The sequence below is a fragment of the Pseudomonas deceptionensis genome (assembly GCF_900106095.1).
In the GTDB taxonomy this organism is placed as follows: Bacteria; Pseudomonadota; Gammaproteobacteria; order Pseudomonadales; family Pseudomonadaceae; genus Aquipseudomonas; species Aquipseudomonas deceptionensis.
Map to the genome: position 1 here is coordinate 295,126 of NZ_FNUD01000002.1, position 18,911 is coordinate 314,036.

The window sequence follows — 18,911 nt, forward strand, 5'->3', positions numbered from 1 at the left end:
GATTAGTCGTTCACATCGCGCCTATAAAACTGGCAACTGGCCAGCGCATTGATCACTTATTGACTACACTCGCCTGAACTTTGGAGAGTTAGCGCTGGGCTGTGTTCCAGCATAAGGAGTGCTCGATGTCTCCCCAACTACGCAGTATTGGTTTCAATGGTCCCCGGCAACAGCGTGGCGCAATCGGTTTGATGGCTGCCGTGACCCTGGGCATGGTGCTGCTGTTTATGTTGCTGGTGGTCGACAGCGGGCGCCTGTACCTGGAGCAACGCAAATTGCAGCGGGTGGCGGATATGGCGGTGCTGGAGGCGGTGAGTCTGGGCGGGGCCTGTGGTGCAACGCCCCCGAGTGCTCAGAGCCTCGCGGAGACAAACGCCAAGCGCAACAATTTCATCCCCGGTGGTGTTCAAAAGCTAGCGGTCACTTGCGGCACCCTGAAGACCGATAGTGCCACCCAAGTACGCGTATTCACCGCAAGTAGTAGCCAATCAGATGCCATACGCGTGATCGCAACCACCACCGTCCCCACGAGCGTGGCCGGGGGGTTGTGGAGTCTTATCAATGGCAAGTTTGAGACCAAGACGAATTTGACGGCGAGTGCGGTGGGGGCTACGCCGGGGCCGACATTGGCGCAAATCAGTATTCGCACTACGCTGGCCTCTGTCGATACATCGCAATCTCCACTGCTCAACAATCTGTTTACGGGCCTTTTAGGCGGTAATGTTGCCATCTCGGCCGTTGGCTGGGACGGCCTGGTTAAAGCCGATATCAACTTGCTGCAATACATGAATCAATTGGCAATTAATTTAGGCGTCGATGCCGGAAACTACACACAACTACTTAAGACAAACGTTACGGTAACTCAACTTATAAAAGCCGCAGCCACAGTTGCCACTCTCAATGGGGCAACATTGGACGTTCAAACCGCACTCACCAACCTGCAAGTGGCAGCCATCAAAGATACCGCACTCAAAGTTGGCGACCTACTGCAACTGCAAACAGGCACTTCCTCTGCCGGACTGGATACAAACCTTAACTTATTCTCTCTAATACAAGCCGCCATCCAGATAGCCAACAAAAACAACGCCGTAGCTATTACCCTTCCGGTTAACGTATTGGGACTGGCCAAAGTAACAACTACAGTCAAAGTTATTGAGCCTCCCCAGTTTTCTGCCATCGGTAATCCGGCCACAGACAAAATTTATGTACGTACTGCTCAAGTACGATCATTGATCACCATTGAACTGCCCGTTCTCAACACGGTAAGCACGCTTGTACACAACGTCACAGAGCTTCTTTCAGGCCTGCTCGGACTCCTTCAAGGCCTGCTCGGCCTCGGCACTACATACACCGTTAAAATACTACCGCCCCCATTATTTCTCAGCATTAATCTCGATGCCGGAGGGGCAGACGCTTTGGTGACCGGGTATACCTGTCCTTCCGGAAGTAGCAGCAATAAAAGCCTCACGGTTCAAGCAAACTCATCAATAGCCAATCTGAACATCGGAAGTATTGATGCCAGTAAAGCCTTTTCCTCTTCAGCCCCTGTGACTGTCACTCCTTTCCCCATCGTGAACATTACAAGTAAAACCTGCGGCCTCCTGACGGGATGCGAGGTAAAAGACTACGGTGGCGGTGGCATTGCACTCATGGCCATGCTGCCCATTGCCAAAACTCCCAGCACATTAGTTTATTCAGCGGCCACTAACACGGTTCCGCCAAACCTGAAACTTCCCCCCATGCCTAAAAATGCCAGTCCAACTACCGACGTGGTGGCCAGCCTCAAAAGCACCTTGAGTCATGTACCGATTCAACTGTATGCCCCCGTAGACGGCACTGGCATCCTGAGCGCACTTACGACGGGACTGACGAGTGCCGTCAATGCGACGCTTCTAGCGGTGGTTAATATTGCATCAGGATTAATTACAAGTGTGTTAAGCCCTTTACTCGACCCTATTATCAACAACCTGCTCTCGCTGCTTGGCATAAACCTTATGGTCACAGAGGTTGATGCCAACCTCTCCTGCAACCAAGGCGGGCGGGCCCAACTGGTGCTTTAATTCCTTGCGAGCGATTACGAAACGCGACTAAACCCCTGCAGCGCGGTGTATCAGATACACCGCGCTGCAGGGTCTTACGACTGCTGCGCAGCCGATCGCAGCCTCGCTTCGCTCCTCAGCGGCTACACCATTCGCAACGCATCCCATTTTACTTACGCTCACTGCATGTAGCCGCTGACGAGTAGAACGAGGCTGCGTTCGAGTAGGCAGCACTCGCAGTGTCGTCAGCGGCCACAGATATCGCTGCACCTCAAACCTGCACTTCAACTACCGGCAACTCCACAGAAAACCGGGCGCCGTGCCCGGTGTTGCTCACACTCAGCCGCCCACCCATGTTGTCGATAATTCCGTAGCTCACGGACAACCCCAAACCCGTGCCCAAACCTATGGGCTTGGTGGTGAAGAATGGCTCGAAGATCCGCTCCAGCAGGCGCGGGTCGATGCCGCCAGCGTTGTCGTCCACTCTCAGGTGCACATTCTGGGCATCAGATTCGATACTCAGGGCAATCCAGGGCTCAAAGTCGCGATCGGCTTCGCGTTTGCTCATCAGCGCATCACGGGCGTTGACCATCAGGTTGATCAGCACTTGCTCAAGCTGATCGGCATGACCACGCACCTGTACGTCGCAAGCCAGACCTTCGCTGCGCAGCTTCACGCCTTTACCCCGCAACCCTTCGCCGAGCAAGGCCAGGGTGCCCTCCAGCGCCAGCGCCGGGTTGAAGACTTTCTGCTCGATCTCCGAACGCCGACCAAACACCCGCAAGTGGTCGACCACCCGTGCCGCACGCTGAACCTGCCCGTCGATACGGGTGAGTTTGTCTTGCAGGTAATCGATCTGCACATCGCCGTTGCTCAGGCGTTTGAGCACGTTGACGATGGCCATGCGCATCACGTTCAACGGCTGGTTGATTTCGTGCGCCAGCCCCGTGGCCATTTCGCCAAGGGTGGCCATTTTCGCGCTGTGGGTCAGTTGCTGCTGTGAGCGGCGCAGTTCGGTGTTGTCGCGCCCCACGGCCTGTACTTCCAGCAGGTTGCCCTGTTCGTCGAAGATGCCCCGGTCCGACCACACCCACCACGCATACTCACGCCCCGGCAGTTGCAGGCTGATTTCAGCCGAGCTGACCGGGGACTCCGGGGTCAAACCCTCAATGCGCTGCACAAATGCCTCGCGCTGTTCGCTGGAGAGCCAGCTGCTCAGATTGATCCCCGGCAGTTGCCCGGTCGTACACTCCAGATAGCTGGCCAGCGGCTGATTACCGAAGGTCAGGGTCAGGTCTGGCAGGTAACGGCAAATCATGGCAGGCGAGTCTTCAACCAGAATCCGATAGCGTTCCTCACTGCTTTTGACCCGTTCAGCCGCTTCAGTTGCTTCGGTGATGTCCAGCCACAACCCGACCACTTCAACGGGCAAGCCCAGGTCGTCGCGCAACAGCTTGGCCTCATCCAGCAACCAGTGGTAATCGCCGCGTCGATCACGCAGGCGATACCGACTGCGGGCGCTGCCTTCACGCAGCAACTGGCGCGTGCGCTCAAAATACTGCTCACGATCGTCGGGGTGGATCCACTCGATCAAGGCAGTGCTCGTGCATTCCTCTAGTGTCCAGCCCAGCAAGGGCTTGAGGCTGTCACTGAAGAACACGGGCAGCAGCGCACCTTCGGCATAGCGCTGCACATAGATCACGGCAGGCGAACTGGCAATCAGGTTGTCCAGCCGCGCGTGGGCGGCAGCAATTTGCTGCTGTTGATTCTTGATGTCGCTGACATCCAGCATAAAACCCACGATACGCCGCCGGGTACCGATCCCCTGTGCCTGGCCCTGAATCCGATACCACTGGGCAGGCTGCGTGCTCTGAGGCTGGTGCACTCTCGCGAACAACGATAACGCCTTGCCATGTTCCAGCAGCTCATTGAAGCGGCCTCTGAGCTCATCCCGGTCAGCAGGATGAAACAGCGCCAGCCAGGCCTCGAGGGTCAGTGGCAGCAGATCGGCCGTGGGTGTCAGGTTCGCCGCCAGTTGCGGGGCCAGTTGCAGGCACTCGCTGGTAGCCGACCACTCCCACCAGCCCGCGCCCAGGAACCCTTGCAGGGCTTCCGTACGTTCGCTCTGTTGCAGATGTTGCTGCTCGCGCAAACGACCCACCAGTGGCCCGGCCAATGCGGCGCATACCTGCAACCAGTCGCTGTCGCTCATCTGCGGTCCGTGCAGGGAGGCCGGGTAAAAACCCAGCATCAACCACGCGCACAGCCCTTGCTGATCGCTGTACGGCACCAGCACGCCATCGGCATTGCCAAACAGGTCGTTGAGCCGGGGGTTGCCGTCGCGTTCAACACGCTGGGGCGCCGGCCCGTTGAACGGCTCAAGCAAGCTGCCGAGGTTCTGCTCCAGCGTCCAGAGTTCGGGGGCGTCAAAAGCATGGTAGGCGCTGTGCATGTACCAGCCGGACTGCGCCTCATCGCGCACGGCCAGGGCCATGCAGGGCACACGCCCATGCTGGGCCACGCTGCGCAACGCTTCGTGCATCACTTCAGGCAAACGCACCGTACTGCACCGGCGCAATTGCTCGCTCAGGCCCAGGGTCAGTTGGGTGCAGCGCTCGCGATTGCTGGCCTGCTGGCTGCCAAGGCGCAAGTCACTGATATCCAGCAGCTGTAAAAGCCAACCGTCGCCCTGTGGCTGAACCCAGCCCCGGGTATGGACCACGCGCAGCCCCGCGCATTGAAAGTCCAGGTCAAGGCTGTGGCCGACCCAGTCTGCCGGTACGCCTTCGAGCGCCAGCGTGCTGCCCGGCACCATATAGCTCAGCAACAGGCGCGGTGCGCCGTCGCCGCTTGAGCGCGCCAGGCCGTAACGCTGCAGGCCGTGAATGTCTGTGACGTAGCCTTGATGATCGAGCATCAACTGGATGCCCGCATGGGTATGCAACTGCGGATCTGTGGATTCAGGCAAGCGATTGTCGGTCCGTCCCGACAATCGCCCGAACAGCCCTTCATTACTGGCCAAGTTTGACACTCAACGGGACAAGTTGAGCACTCGACTGGGCCGTCAGGAGCGGTGGCAGATCAGGCACCGTGATCACTCCCAATTTGAGTACCGGCATGATGCTGCTCAAGCCCTCTCGCGGAAGCGTAACGGTGGCGGTCAGTATTCTGGTGTTCAGGTCAAATGTCGCATTCGGGATAATGCCTTTTACGGCAGCAGGCACCCAGGTCAGCTTTTCTTTCAGTACGCTCTTGGCCAGCGTTTCCACCGACGTTTTATAGTCAGGTGCTGCCGGGTCGACCGCCATGCTGCGGCGGACCGCTTCGGACGTCGCATTATTAAATGACTGTATCAGCAGCAGCGGCAGGCTGTAGCTGAGGACGCCGTAGAGCACTGCAAAAAAAATCACAAACACCAGCGCAAACTCAATCGCTGCGGCGCCTTTCTGCTTTTTTGGAAGTATTGCTTTCATGGCTGCGTCTACCCTGACAATCGACAGTAATATCATCATAGAATCATTGGTAAAAAAGGGACGTTAATTACGTGATCCAGTTATGTGTGGTGTTTCTGTGGTTCATAGCCTGCTCCATTCAAGACCTTCTCCAGCGTCAGATTTCCAACGTCCTGACCTTTGGTGCCGCCGCACTGGCGTTGCTGTATCTGCTCGGGTCAGGCCATACCTGGCTCGGAGCAAGCGCGGCCGAAGGCGGCTGGGCGCTGCTGATCGCGTTGGTGCTGACCCTGCCCGGCTATGCGCTGAACAAGCTCGGCGCCGGTGATGTAAAGCTGCTGATTGCTCTGGCGCTGGCAACCGATCGTCTGACAATTTTGGGAACCCTGATCGGAGCCGGTGTGTGTACCGCCCTGTGGTGGCTGTTCGCGTCAAAAATCCTGCCTTTAGTGAATCAACAACTTAGGATCTATTCGTTTGAAGAGAATGGACCAGTGTCAAAAAAGCTTCCCTTTGCACCCTTCCTGTTAGGCGGTTTTACCCTGACAATGTGGCTTCTAACTAGTTGATATGAGGGATTAATACCTTGTACATAGTAGTAAAGTAGGTCTACGTTTTAATCAGTCCATTCAAGTGAATGGATCAAAGAAGTCCCTGATTGGTTTACCAGGATGGAGAACCGCGTGAATACACACAATCCTCTAATAAAAGTACTCGTGGTCGACGATCAACCGTTGATTGTTGAAGAACTGTGCGAGTTCCTAGAAAGCAGCGGTTACCGTTGCGTGCCTTGCAATACCACCCGTGAAGCGATCAGTGCATTCGTTGCAGATACAGACATTGGTCTGGTGCTGTGCGACTTGCATATGCCAGAGATGAATGGCATCGAACTGACCCAGCACTTGCAAAAACTCGCCGGCAAACACCGCGCCTTTGAAAGCATTTTGCTGACCGGCCGTGCAGACAAGCAGGATGTGATCAAGGCCCTGCGTATCGGCATCGCCGATTACTATCAGAAGCCGGTTGATCTCAATGAATTGCTCGAAGGTGTCCAGCGCCAGGAAGGCATTTTGCGCGAACGCCATAAAAGCGATCAGCTGGGCCACCTGAACCAAAAGCTGCAATATCTGGCCGAGTCCATCGACGACCTGTATCAAGACATGGAGTCAGCTCGACGCCCTCCCAAAACGGCGTCTCAAAGTACAGACCAGCAAGACTCGAGCGAGGGTACCTGGCAACAGATCCCGACCATTTTCAAACAGCTGTCACCGCGCCAGATGGACGTCGCCAAACTGGTGAGTAAAGGCCAGACCAACTACCAGATCGCCTGCGACCTGGGCATCACTGAAAACACGGTTAAGCTCTACGTGTCGCAAGTGCTGCGCCTTACCCACATGAACAATCGCACCCAACTGGCTCTCGCCTTGTCCCCTAACAGCCCGTCTCAACAACACCGGCAAAGTGCGCTTTAAGCGCTGAGTAACGCCAAGCCCGTATGCCGTAGCCTGTACGTCTGCCGCAAATCCTGTGGGAGCTGACTCCCACAGAATGCGTACTCAATTCTGCTTGGCCTTGCCGCCCTCATCCTGTTTGTAATACTCAGGAATTTCGTGTTTGTAGCTGTCCAGCCAGCGCTGCAGGCTTTGCTCGCGCTCGGCCGGCGTTGCCACCTGACGCACCGGCGATTGAGCATTGCCGCTGATTTGAAGCTGCAACCAGTGTTCGGTTTCCTGTTGGTTTCTGGACGCAGGTCCTGGCTCGATGGCCATCGCGCCAAGTGGCACCAGGGCTAACAGCACCCCCACACGCATGTAAAAAGTCATGGCAAACCTCCAACTTATTATTTGACGACAGCCACCTGGTTACTGGCTGCCTTGGCTTGGGCCTTCAACGCTTGTGCACGGGACTGTGCATTACTCACTTGCTCGGAGGTCAATCCGGCACGGGTCACCAGTTCTGAAGCCTGCTTCCACTGGTCCTGGTAAATCAGCAAGGTCACCAGGTTCTCCGCTGCCAGTGAGTCGTCCTGTTTGAGCTCCAGAGCGGTCAAAAACTCAAACCGCGCCTCATTGATCCGACGTTGGTTGAGGTAAACCACACCCAGGTCATTTCGAATTTTGTCGTTGGTCGGGGCCATTTGTGCTGCACGTTCCAGATGGGTCGTCGCCAGCGCGTTATCGCCGCGCCCTGCCGCCAACTGGCCCAGGCCATGCTCGCCCTCAGCGGCCAGGCAACTGCCCAACAAACCTTTATACAAAGGCTCGGCCTCATTGCGGCCCAACTGACGGTAGATCCGCGCCTTGCGCAGTTGTACCTGTGCCGAACGCTCCGGCAGGCTTTGCAGGTTGGCCAGGCTGGCGTGCAACTTGCCCTCTTTGGCCATGTTGTCCGCCAGACTCAGCGCCAGTTCCTGATCGTTACTCAACTTGGAACAGCTGGCGCCCATGCCCAGCCCGCCTCCTCCGGTCGCACACCCGCCCAGCATCAGCAGTGCGCATACGACGATGACAGCTTTCATGTTCATACCCCTGATCAAGAGAGAAAGGCTCGTGAGATAGCGACAAAACTCGGCCCGGCCAGAACAATCATCAACGCTGGGAACAGGAACACCATCATCACTACCGACATTTTGGCGGACATTTTGGAGATGTATTCCTCCATGCGTGTCAGGCGCCGGTCATCAAGCAACTCCTTGAGCGCCTGCAACGACTTCATCGCGCCGCCGCCCTGCTGAATCAATTGTTGAAGGATCACGCAGGTGTCATTGAACTCATCCACCTCCAGCAAGCTCGCGGTTTTGCTCAGTTCCTGAGTCAATTCCAGTCCCGAGTCCACCCGATTGAGCACGACCCGCAATTCGCCGGTCAGTATCGGCAGCAACTGCCTTCCTTCCTGGCTCAGCACCCGCAGCGCTTGCTCGACCGCCATGCCCGACTCGAAGAGGATGCGCAGCAAGGGGATAAAGGTCGACACCTCCACCGCCACTTCCTGCTGGCGCTGTTTGGCAGCGAAAGCCAACAGCCGCTTGGGGATCAGATACCCCACGGCAAGAGACAACAGCAGCACGACCAACAGGTTGCCCGACTTCGGGAAGAACAGTTCGTGCCCCAGAAATACCAACCCGGCAAACGCAAACGGTGTCCCGATCTGAAAGGCGGCAAACAACGAACGCTGGCTTGCGGTGCGCCAGCCCACGCGGTTGAGCAGGGTCTGGGTCTCGCTGTCCATCGTGACCGAGCGCTGGCCAAACTTGCTGTTGCCCACCGCCCGCATCCACAGGCTGAGCTTGCCCGGCCCGGCCTGGTCACCTTCCAGGCGCTGCATCACCCGCTGCTGACTCAGGCGTTCCTGAACCACGTTGTTGATCAACAACCCCATGGCGCCAAGCAGTAAAACTGCGCAAATCAAAAAGGCCATGTCATACGCTCCGAACCATGCGCCACAACGCCACGCTGCCAATTATTTGCATCGCAAGCGCCGTCAGGAGCATGTGTTGGCCTCCGCCGTCTTGCCACATTTTGATCATGTAGTTGGGGTTGGTGGCCATGAAGAACCCCACCACAAACACCGGCAACATACCCAGCACCAAAGCCGTCATGCGGGTTTCACCGGTCATGGCCCTCAACCTGCGAGCCCCTTGATCGCGTTCGCGGATCAGTACGATCAGGTTTTCCAGCAGCTCGCTGGCGTTGCCGCCGTAGCGATGGTTGACCTTCAACCCAAGGGCAAACATGCGAAATTCGTCGCGCTCATACAGCTCGGCAAAGTCTTGCACTGCCTCGGGCAAACTCACCCCCATCTGCACGCTGCGCGACACCCGGCCGATACTGCTTTTGAGCGGGTCACTAGAGGCTTCAATCGCGTGCAGCACCGCATCGGTCAAGGTGCGGCCAGCCTTCAGGCTACGCACACTGTGGTCGAGCAATAGCGGCAGTTGTTCAACCATGCGCCGCACCCGACGGTGGTAACGCCAACTGACAAACACCTTGAGCAGCACCGGCGGTAACACCACAAAGGCGAGGAAAAACCACCAGCCGCCGAGCAGGCCGGCCAGCACTATCGCCACCGCCCATAACGACAGCCACAGGCCCAGACGCTCAGAAGGACGACCCAGACCGGCCTGCAAAAATGCCCGGTCCAGCCACGCGACGCCCTGGATTTTTTCCGCAAACTGCGGCTGGCTTTCGCCCAGGCGGTCGAGCACCCGGCTGGTTGTGGGGTCACGCAGGGCGCGGTACACCAGGTTCATGGATAACGAGAACATCAGAAAACTGATGGTAAAAAGCAGTAGGGCCGGGATCATAAGCAGTGCCTCAGCCGTGAGCGTTCAAAATGGGGTCACGACGCAACTTGTCGCCTGCCGGGTTCAAGGCTTCGCGCATAAAGCCAAAGCCCGTGCGCTTGTCCAGCCGGAACAGGGTGTTGGTCACATACACATCGTCACGCACCCCGACCACTTCCAGCACCTCACTGACGCACCGCCGACCATCAGGCATGCGCGTGAGCTGGATGATCACGTCCAGTGCGGCGCAGATCATCTGGCGCAGGGTTTTTTCCGCCACCGTGCGGCCCGTCAGGCCCACCAGGGTTTCCAGTCGCAGCAAGGCATCTTGTGCGGTGTTGGCGTGCACGGTGCTCATCGAACCATCGTGGCCGGTGTTCATCGCGGTCAACACATCGAGCACTTCCACGCCACGAATCTCACCGAGAATGATGCGGTCCGGGCGCATCCGCAGGGCGTTGCGGATCAGGTCGCTGGATTTGACCTCGCCATGCCCTTCGGCATTGGGCGGGCGGGTTTCAAGGCGCACCACGTGAGGGTGACCGAGTTGCAATTCAGCCACGTCTTCGATGGTGACCAGACGTTCGTGGGGGTTGATCAGCTGGCTCAAAATATTGAGCAGTGTGGTTTTACCGGTACCGGTACCGCCGCTGATCAAGATATTGCAGCGCTTGCCCACCGACTCCTGAAAGAATTCATAGATCGCCTGATCGATGGTTTGCATCGCGACCAGGTCGGTGCCTTGAAGCATGTCCTTGCGAAATTTCCGGATCGACAGGCACGGGCCATCCAGTGCAATCGGCGGAATGATCGCGTTGACCCGACTGCCATCGGGCAGGCGTGCATCCACCATCGGCGAGGACTCGTCCAGGCGCCGACCCAGGGGCGCCAAAATGCGCTGCATCACCCGCTCAACATGATGATCGTCGATAAAACGCAGATCGCTTCGGCTCAACAAGCCCTCGCGTTCCACAAACACCCGGTGAGGGCCGTTGACCAGAATTTCCGTCACGGCCGGGTCGCGCAGCAGCACTTCCAGCGGGCCGAACCCGGTCAGTTCGTCGACGATTTCTTCGGCCAGGCGTTCCATCTCATAGCGGGAAATCGCCAGGTGCAGGCGCGACACATACTCGGCAACCCGCTCGGTGACGAATTGCGACAGGATCACCCGCGAATCTTCCAGCAGGTTTTTGCCGGTCTCCTCAATGGCGTCGATGATGTAGCGGTGCAGTACCAGTTTCAGACCGTCATGGTCCGCCCGGCCGTCCTTGTACAGGCCTGAGCCAAATAGTTGTTCATTGCTCATTTAGCCCCCCACAGGCGGTTCAACCACGCGGCAGGCCCGGAAACCGCCTGCTCGGATGCCTGTGAACGCCGGGTCAGTTGCTCACCCAGTTTTTTCAACCCCAGGCTCAGGGCTTCTCGCGGGGCCAAATCAAACAAGGTCGCGGCCTGGTTCTTGGCGTTGATTCGCAACTCAGGGCTCAGTGGCAGCGTGGCCATCACCGGAAAACCAAAACTCTTGACCAGCGCATCGGCACTGGGGGCCACACCGCTCAGGTAACGATCGACCAACAACCCCGCATGATCAAGTTTCATACCCTTGGCACGCCAAAGGTTGAGCACGTCCAGGTTGCGCCGGCAATCGAGCACACTTTGGTCGGTGTACCACATCAAGGTGTCGCAATGGCTGACGAACGTACGCAACGCATCACTGTCAGGCTGGCCCGTAAGGTTCACCACGATGTGCTGAAAGTGCATGCGCAAGGCGCTGAGCAACATATACAACTCGGCCGCACTGGTTGACTCCAGTGATTCGTCGTTGTCGCTGTGGGCCAGAACCCGCAACCCGCCCTCTGCCTTGGTAAAGGCGCTGTCAATCAAGGTACTGTCCAGGCGCCGCAGATGGCGCAAGGCATCACCAAAGAAAAACGAACTCTCAAGGCCCATCAGGGCCAGGCCATCACCACGGGGCACGCCCAGGTCCAGAAACAGGGTTCTCTGATTACTCTTTTGCACCACCAGCCCCAAATGACTGGCGAGCAATGCCCCGTCGGCATTGCATTGGGCACCGAACAGCACACTCAGGCCGCCCAGTTCGGCGTTCGGCGCCACCGGTGGCAAACGCTTGCTCAAGCGGCGAACCAAGCCCGCCACTTCGCTGGAGCGAGAGCCATAGGCCACAAAGTCCCGTGCCCCGGCACGCATGGCATTGAGCACCAGCTGGTTATCCATACCGTCACCCAGGGCGACAATGGCCAGCATCGGCTTGGCCTCCAGCGCACTTTCAATCAGCGCGCACTGGGCCACCACTTTTTCGCGATCCAGCCCCACAAAGATCAACCCGGCGAACGTCACATCAACCAATGCCAACAGTTCATCCAGGCTACTGGTGCCTGCACCCACCACTTGGCCCAAGGGTGCCAACGCACCCTGCAGCCACTCGAGATCGGTGTTGTTGCGCGTCAGCGCGAGAAACGTCTGGCTAAGGCTTTGGCTCATTGAGATAACCCGCTGCGGCTATTGAAATTGCCGTTTTCCAGGAAGTACAAGCGGTACCAGTTAGGGTCGTAGTTGCGCAGATTCTCGCCCGGCAGGGACGGCAGTTGCGCATTGGCCGCCAACGGCTGAACCAGGTGCGGCGTCACGATCATCAGCAGTTCTTTCTCTTCGCTGCTGGTGTTGGAGTCACGGAAAAATGCACCCAGAATCGGGATTTCTCCCAGCCCCGGGAATTTGTTTACCTGGGCGCTGTTTTTCGAACTGATCAAACCACTGATCACGAAGCTCTCGCCATCGGCCAGGGAAATGCTGGTATCGGTACGACGAACATTAAGACCCGGCACCAATGTCCCGGCGATATTCACCGCATTGGTGTAGTCCAGCTCGCTGACCTCAGGTGCGACCTTGAGCAGGATGCGATCACGCCCCACCACGGTCGGGGTCAGCGTGAGGCGGATACCGAACTCTTTGTATTCGATCGACACGTTATCGCTGCCGCTGCTCGGAACCGGGATCGGCACTTCGCCACCCGCAAGGAACGTTGCACTTTGCCCACTGAGGGCCACCAGGCTTGGACGCGCCAGGGTGTAGGCAAAGCCGCTGCCTTCCAGGGCATTAATCATGGCCCGCACGCGACCACCGCCGAAGCCGACGTTGAAGAACTTGTTGTTGGCGGGTGGCCCACCGGTGATGACGTTGGCCGCCGAGGTAATCAACGAACCCGGCGAGCCGATCAGAAAGTCGCTGCCCATACCGAAGATCGAGGTGCTGGCTTCCTGCAGTTTGGTGCGGCTCACTTCGACAAAGCGGATATCGGTTTGCACCTGGCTCGGCAAGGTAGGGTCCGCGGAAGGCGACAGGGCTGTACTGGTCAGGCCCGCCGAGGCTTTACCCTTGACGAAGACCATGCTCTGGCGGGGCGTTTTCGAGCAGGCGGTCCAGATCATCAGGCTGGTGGTGCCCGGCGCTACACCCGTGAGCAAAAAGGAGTTACTGCCATTGACGTGTACGTCGGCGACGGTCGGGTCACCGACTGCAATACGGGTCACGCTGACCGGAGACTCCAGTGCCTGTTGGGCTCCCTGGATCACTTCCACGACCGACGGCATCTGTTCGAGTGCCGCACAATTGCTTGACGCGGCCAAGGCCATTTCAAGGGGCAAGCTGCTTAAGATCAGCGTCCAGGCAGCACGTTTGTATAACGGTACGCAACGGTGGCTCATGCTGTGCTTCCTTTAGAATCAGGATTTTTATTGGGCAGGCTGTTGGGCCATCTGATTGCCACGAATAATTTCGGTACCACGCACACGAGGCGCACCGGGGTTACTGATTACTGGCGCTCTTACCGGGCCGGCCATAGCCAGTTGGTTGAATTGATACAGGCTGCGTTTGGCGTTCTCAAGGTTGGTCGGGGACTCCTGCTCACCCGCCCAATATTTGCTCAAGCGCTGCTCCTGGGCGCTGCGCACGGCCAGACGCAAAGTCCCGGCTTGAGTGGCAAGCATCAGTTGATTGAGCAGAGGTTCAGGCACTGCCAGCACGGCGGTGCGCGCACTGGCGCGGCGTTGCTCCAGCTTGAGTGCTTCTTCGGCGTTTTTCGGCTGGTTGGCCAGCTTTCCGTCACTGGTCAGGCCCAGTTCTTCACCCACACTCAGTACACGTACTGCGGGCAGTACCACCTGAGCCGACTGCTGGGGGTTGGCGGTGTCCTGACGCAAGAACAGCAAGATATCGACGTAGTCGCCCGGGGTCAGTTGCCCGCCCGCACCGCTGACTTCGTCAATGCCTACTGCCAGTGCGCGTTCATCCGGGCGAATCATGCGAGCCAATGGCCCACCCGCCTCGAAGCTTTGCTCACTGAGCCAGGTGCCCGCCGCCAGACTGCGCCACGGCGTACGGCCCACCGCCTGATCAATCGCAGTCAGGCTGCCAGCCGGTGCAGTGGTGAGTTTTTCCAGGATCAGATCATCGGCCGTCAAGGCCACATTCGGGGGGACATCGCGGGCCAGCACCACCACTGCCTTGCGGGTTTTGTCTTCAGCAGCCGCTACACCCTGCTCGACCACCTGGGTCACAGGCACTGCGGCAACAGGCTGCTGCCGGCTCAACACCAGCCCCCAATAACCGGCGGCAATAGCACCGACAAACAAAATGGCGGCCAGTATCAAGCTGCGTCGATTGTTCATTAAAAACTCCATTTACCGCTGCGTACGGCAGATTAAAAAAACCCATTCACAATCAGGCAGCTATGAACCAATGACGCAATTGAAACCTTTCGCTATTTAAAAATAGCTCAGGTAAAGCAAAATGCCATTAGCGGGTGAAAAAATCTTCGCCCAAACCTCAATACTTTGATTGACCACACATTTTTTAAATGCAAATTCGGATTAATGCTTTGTAATTAGTCCATTGTTACAGTTGTAGGAAAGTGTTTTATTGCCAATGCTGTGGTGGCACATAGAAATCATGTAGCGCCATTGTTATGCAGTGCCCGACCCGGTGCACGAAGGAGAAGTCAGATGATGTTAAATACTGTTCTGAAAGTGTATGTGCCGACTAAAGTATTCCTGTCGCAACAGGCCAAGCGTTTTGCACAACAAACAGAGGGCGCTTCAGGTATTGAATACGCCATTATTGCGGCAATGGTGGCGGTCGTTATTGCGGGGCTTTCACCCGATGTACAAACCGCTGTAACTGGCATATTCACCAAGATCAAAACCGGTCTGAATCCGCCTGCTCCAGCCTAATTAATTATTTATGACGAGTGACTAACATGCCCCTTTCCTCACCACGCCAACAGCTACTCCTGGTTGATGATGAGGAGGACGCACTGTTGGAGTTGGCAGAACTGTTGGAGGGCGAGGACTTTTGTTGCTTTACGGCAACGTCAGTCACACTCGCCCTTCAGCAGTTGACCCGGCATCCGGACATTGCACTGGTCATCACTGACCTGCGCATGCCTGAAAGCAGCGGTATAGACCTGATCAAGCGCCTGCGTGAACACACATCGCGCCAGCATTTACCGGTGATTGTCATCTCGGGGCACGCTGATATGGACGATGTCAGCGACCTCTTGCGTCTGCAGGTACTGGACCTTTTCCGCAAACCCATTTATCACGTACGCCTGCTCGACACCCTCGAAAACCTTTTCCCGAAACCTGCAAAAATGCATATGGCCACGCCTTAAACCTTATCGTTAAACCCTATAAAAACTGCCGCAGTCTGCGAGCTTCTTAACTATTAGAAGCTCGCAGCCGGCGGCAGTCTTTATATAGGCAGCTTATAACTGATAACTGAAACTCAGGGTATAACGCGGCCGGCGGTTAAAGCTGTCCAATGCAATATCCGACATGGGCTTGGCCACTTCCAGAGCGATGTTGTAGTAACGTTTATCCCCAAAGCGCAACCCCACTGCCGCCGATGACATATCCGATCCCTTCAAAGGCAGTTCGTTGTACCAGGTTTTGGCCCTGTCCAGCGCCGCATAGGGTTGCAACAACTTCACCCATTCACCGTCGCGGTTAAAGCTGTAGTTCAACTCATACGCCACGCCCCAACCTTTATCCCCCGACGCTTGATCATCCGGGTAGCCACGGCCGAAATTCTGCCCACCGAAAACCGCCCGTTCGCTGTCAGGCAAGCTGTCATCCGTCCAGTACAAGGCGCCCGACATCACGCCCTGCCAGTTGTCGAAGTAACCGTCGCTCTGCACGCCCGACAAACGCAAACGGAAGAAATCCAGGTCGTAGTGGCTGCTGGTCAGGTTGGTTTCGCTCTTGGCACCCAACCCGTTTATCCCCTGGTACACACCGGCACTGAAAATACGCAATTGCCTGGCATCGGACTTGCGCCAGTCACCTTCAAACGCCAGTGCACGGGTGTTGGTTTTTTCGCTGATGGTCTGGTTGTAGCCGACCACCTTGTAGTCCGTATTGTCATTGACCCCATACAACCGGGTAGCGACGCTGAGCCATTCACTGGGTGCTGCAATCAACGGGTGGCTGACGCCAATCGAGAAGCGGTCATTTTCGCGATGGGGCTTGAGCTCAAAGCCGTCGCTGGTGGCAATGCTGGTGCTGGGGTCACTGCGATAACTGGCGCCATACAGGTTCAACTGCGTGCCTTCGGCGTTCAGGTACTGTGAGTAATCGAGGCGGTAGTAGTGCTCCTTGTCACTGCCCGGCGGGAACAACCCGCTCAAGGTCAACTGCTCCGCCATGGCTGTTTGCGAGTTGCTGCTGATCCCGAACAGCGCCTGAGTACTGTCTCGACTGCCCTCGGTAAGGCTCATGCTGGTGGTGAACGGCTGGCGGCTGGCACTGACATGCAACGTCGATGCGCCATCAGTGGTACCCGGCGGCGGCACTTGCGCCTGTAAGGTCACGCCGGGAATCCGGCTCATCAAGGTGCTGTAACGGTCGAAGGTTTTACGGGTCAGGGGGCGCTCGCCCTTGAGCTTGTCCACCAGTTCATCAATGAAGCCTTTAACCCGCCCCACATCGCCGTCTACCTGGTAATCACGGATATAGCCTTCAACCAGCACCACACGCACCAAGCCCTGGTCGAAGTTCTGCGGGGGCAAAAACGCGTACGACAATAAATAGCCGTCATCCTGGTAGCGCTGAGTGATGCTGCGGGTCGCTTCAATCAATTGGGCCAGAGTGATTTCATGGCCCAGCAACGGCTTGTACGCAGCACCCAGTTCGGTGAGCGGGTACACCGTGCCACCTTCGATCTGTAACTTGCGGATGGTCAGCCGGGTGCCCATCTGTAAGGGCTGTGCCTCAGCGGCGGCAGGTTTTGGCAGTTCCAGCGCAGGTGCCGACGGGCGATAGGCATCCACCGGCAAATTGGGTGAGGGCAGGTTTTGCATGCTGTCGTTGCTATTGAGGAAGCGGGGAAGTGGCTCGGCGCCCGCATACGGGACCAGTGCCAATAACAAAAAGGGGACGCAATTACGCATATGACTCTCCATGTTCAACTACAGCGGCATAACGAGGGGGCTTCACCTTTGCGACATGCGCGAAGCTTCCCGAGCATCAGTCCTACAACCTGCACATGAAAAAAGACGAGAGACTCATCTGAATCTCCCGTCCCAACCAAGAGTAGGCGCTGTAGGTACGGCCGTCGAACCGGCCAGGTGCAATATCGTCAGTTTTTCTTGCCCAAGTTGCCCAGCCCGCCAAGCACTCCCCCAAGAGCACCACCCAGACCACCCAAACCACCCGCTGTACCCGTACCACCCGCGGCTGCACCTGTGTTGCCGGTGCTGCCGGTGCTGCCTGAATCTACTTTGACGCCCAGCAAACCACCAAGCCCGGCACCCAGGCCTGCCCCCAGACCACCACCTGCGGTGCCACCGGTGCCAGTAACGGCGCCCGCACCAACACCTGCACCTGCACCGACGCCAGCACCGACACCGACACCAGCCCCCGTACCAGTGCCGGCAACTGCGCCCGCACCTGCACCCAGACCCAGCAACCCGCCAAGACCACCCAGACCAGTGCCTGTGCCTGTGCCTGTGCCGGTACCTGCCGCCGGGTTCACGTAACCACCTGCCTTGTCAGCCACACCGCCCACACCGGCCAGCACGCCGCCGACCAGAGAGGTGACCGGGTTGTCGCCGCCGGTCGTGGTTACCTTGTTGCCCAGCCCGCCCACGACACCGCCGACCTTGTTCAGCAGGCCGTCCACCGGCGCGCCAAGACCCGTCGTGGTCCCCACTTTGCCCGTCACGTTTTCCACCAAGGAAATCACGGGCACCAGAACCTTGTCATTCACGCCGCCAGTCACCTTGCCCAACTGGCCACTGGTCACGTTGGTGGTCAGCGTGTTGCCGAGCATGGTCACCGTGGTGCCCACTTTATTCACCAGCCCGCCTGTGACGTCAGTCACCTTGCCAACCACACCGCCGACCAGCGGGATCTGGCTGATCGGGGTGTTATCCAGCACAGTGCTCACACCGGTACCGACCGAAGACACACCTTTACCCAGGTCACTGACTGCATTGGTGGCACCGCCTACGGTGAGGCCAAGCGAGTCCTTGTCTGTACCCAGCGAGCCCAGGCCGTGGGTGAGGCCATCGGTGACGGAGGTCACGGCATTACCGGTGTTGACCACCAGCCCGCCGCCCAGATTGCCCACCACAGGTACGGTGGTCAGGGTGCTGCCAAGCCCGCTGACCGTGGTGCCCACGCCGCCAAGAGCCGTGCCGACTTGCCCGACGACCTGGCCTGTGACCAGAGGCGTGGTGCCTGCACCCGTGCCGCCGCCACCTGTACCGCCACCGCCTGTACCACCACCACCGGTGCCGCCACCGCCTGTACCGCCACCACCGGTGCCACCACCACCTGTACCGCCGCCAGTACCGCCATCGCCACCACCTGTGCCGCCAGTGCCGCCGCCAGTACCACCGTCGCCACCACCTGTGCCGCCGCCCGTGCCACCGTCGCCACCACCTGTACCGCCGCCGGCGCTGCTATCCGGCGTGCTCGCCGACACATGGCTCTTGGAGCCGCCACCACCGCTGCTGCAGCCAGCCAGGCTGACGGTCATGACCAACAGTAATGCTGTACTTGTTTTCAACCACAGTTGAGTGTTCATGATTAATTACCCTGCACCTGTTACACCTGAGTT

At 57.9% G+C, this 18,911-nt stretch carries 17 protein-coding genes; 5 read left to right on the forward strand and 12 right to left on the reverse strand.

Annotated elements, in window-relative coordinates; translation table 11 throughout:
• Positions 1-125 precede the first annotated feature (125 nt).
• On the forward strand, positions 126-2,060 hold the full coding sequence (locus BLW11_RS01280) for a pilus assembly protein TadG-related protein (RefSeq protein WP_048360226.1): 1,935 nt from the start codon (positions 126-128) through the stop codon (positions 2,058-2,060).
• A gap of 250 nt (positions 2,061-2,310) precedes the next feature.
• On the opposite strand, the gene BLW11_RS01285 is transcribed toward BLW11_RS01280, so the two are convergent.
• Together BLW11_RS01285 and BLW11_RS01290 are read right to left on the reverse strand one after the other, a co-directional pair.
• The gene (locus BLW11_RS01285) at positions 2,311-5,061 is read right to left on the reverse strand and encodes a PAS domain-containing sensor histidine kinase (RefSeq protein WP_053069553.1); all 2,751 of its coding nucleotides are present in this window, start codon (positions 5,059-5,061) and stop codon (positions 2,311-2,313) included.
• Entirely contained in the window at positions 5,051-5,512 is a 462-nt protein-coding gene (locus BLW11_RS01290) for a TadE/TadG family type IV pilus assembly protein (RefSeq protein WP_048360621.1), read from the reverse strand. Before BLW11_RS01290 ends, BLW11_RS01285 begins: the two co-directional genes overlap by 11 nt.
• A 71-nt stretch (positions 5,513-5,583) precedes the next feature.
• Between BLW11_RS01290 and BLW11_RS01295 the strand changes: the two genes are divergently transcribed.
• Positions 5,584-6,060: a prepilin peptidase gene (locus tag BLW11_RS01295; protein ID WP_048360227.1), complete on the forward strand. Its 477-nt coding sequence runs from the start codon at positions 5,584-5,586 to the stop codon at positions 6,058-6,060.
• Between the two features lie 102 nt (positions 6,061-6,162).
• Positions 6,163-6,963 (forward strand): response regulator transcription factor, encoded by an 801-nt coding sequence (locus BLW11_RS01300; protein ID WP_048360228.1) that lies wholly within the window; start codon positions 6,163-6,165, stop codon positions 6,961-6,963.
• Between the two features lie 84 nt (positions 6,964-7,047).
• On the opposite strand, the gene BLW11_RS01305 is transcribed toward BLW11_RS01300, so the two are convergent.
• Genes BLW11_RS01305 through cpaB form a run of 8 tightly spaced genes read right to left on the reverse strand, consistent with a single transcriptional unit; the run spans position 7,048 to position 14,461 of the window.
• The gene (locus BLW11_RS01305; protein ID WP_048360229.1) at positions 7,048-7,314 is read right to left on the reverse strand and encodes a DUF3613 domain-containing protein; all 267 of its coding nucleotides are present in this window, start codon (positions 7,312-7,314) and stop codon (positions 7,048-7,050) included.
• Positions 7,315-7,331: 17 nt separating this feature from the next.
• A complete protein-coding gene (locus BLW11_RS01310; RefSeq protein ID WP_048360622.1) occupies positions 7,332-8,009 on the reverse strand; it encodes a tetratricopeptide repeat protein in 678 nt (225 codons plus the stop codon).
• A gap of 14 nt (positions 8,010-8,023) precedes the next feature.
• A complete protein-coding gene (locus BLW11_RS01315; protein ID WP_048360230.1) occupies positions 8,024-8,908 on the reverse strand; it encodes a type II secretion system F family protein in 885 nt (294 codons plus the stop codon).
• A gap of 1 nt (position 8,909) precedes the next feature.
• The gene (locus BLW11_RS01320; RefSeq protein ID WP_048360231.1) at positions 8,910-9,794 is read right to left on the reverse strand and encodes a type II secretion system F family protein; all 885 of its coding nucleotides are present in this window, start codon (positions 9,792-9,794) and stop codon (positions 8,910-8,912) included.
• A gap of 10 nt (positions 9,795-9,804) precedes the next feature.
• Positions 9,805-11,079 (reverse strand): TadA family conjugal transfer-associated ATPase, encoded by a 1,275-nt coding sequence (locus tag BLW11_RS01325; protein WP_048360232.1) that lies wholly within the window; start codon positions 11,077-11,079, stop codon positions 9,805-9,807.
• Positions 11,076-12,275: a CpaE/TadZ family protein gene (locus tag BLW11_RS01330; RefSeq protein WP_048360233.1), complete on the reverse strand. Its 1,200-nt coding sequence runs from the start codon at positions 12,273-12,275 to the stop codon at positions 11,076-11,078. The genes BLW11_RS01325 and BLW11_RS01330 overlap by 4 nt, the downstream gene beginning before the upstream one ends.
• On the reverse strand, positions 12,272-13,498 hold the full coding sequence (locus BLW11_RS01335; RefSeq protein WP_048360234.1) for a type II and III secretion system protein family protein: 1,227 nt from the start codon (positions 13,496-13,498) through the stop codon (positions 12,272-12,274). The genes BLW11_RS01330 and BLW11_RS01335 overlap by 4 nt, the downstream gene beginning before the upstream one ends.
• A 27-nt stretch (positions 13,499-13,525) precedes the next feature.
• On the reverse strand, positions 13,526-14,461 hold the full coding sequence (gene cpaB / locus BLW11_RS01340) for a Flp pilus assembly protein CpaB (RefSeq protein ID WP_048360235.1): 936 nt from the start codon (positions 14,459-14,461) through the stop codon (positions 13,526-13,528).
• 333 nt (positions 14,462-14,794) lie between these two features.
• Here cpaB and BLW11_RS01345 point away from each other — a divergent pair, with 333 nt between their 5' ends.
• A complete protein-coding gene (locus BLW11_RS01345; RefSeq protein WP_048360236.1) occupies positions 14,795-15,022 on the forward strand; it encodes a Flp family type IVb pilin in 228 nt (75 codons plus the stop codon).
• Positions 15,023-15,048: 26 nt separating this feature from the next.
• Complete coding sequence (locus BLW11_RS01350; RefSeq protein WP_048360237.1) at positions 15,049-15,462, forward strand: response regulator; 414 nt, start codon at positions 15,049-15,051, stop codon at positions 15,460-15,462.
• Positions 15,463-15,555: 93 nt separating this feature from the next.
• Here the strand turns inward: BLW11_RS01350 and BLW11_RS01355 are convergent, their stop codons facing one another.
• Positions 15,556-17,238: a ShlB/FhaC/HecB family hemolysin secretion/activation protein gene (locus tag BLW11_RS01355; protein ID WP_048360238.1), complete on the reverse strand. Its 1,683-nt coding sequence runs from the start codon at positions 17,236-17,238 to the stop codon at positions 15,556-15,558.
• A gap of 188 nt (positions 17,239-17,426) precedes the next feature.
• Positions 17,427-18,878 carry a collagen-like triple helix repeat-containing protein gene (locus tag BLW11_RS01360; protein ID WP_048360239.1) on the reverse strand — a complete coding sequence of 484 codons (1,452 nt, stop codon included), beginning with the start codon at positions 18,876-18,878 and terminating at the stop codon, positions 17,427-17,429.
• Positions 18,879-18,911: the final 33 nt, after the last annotated feature.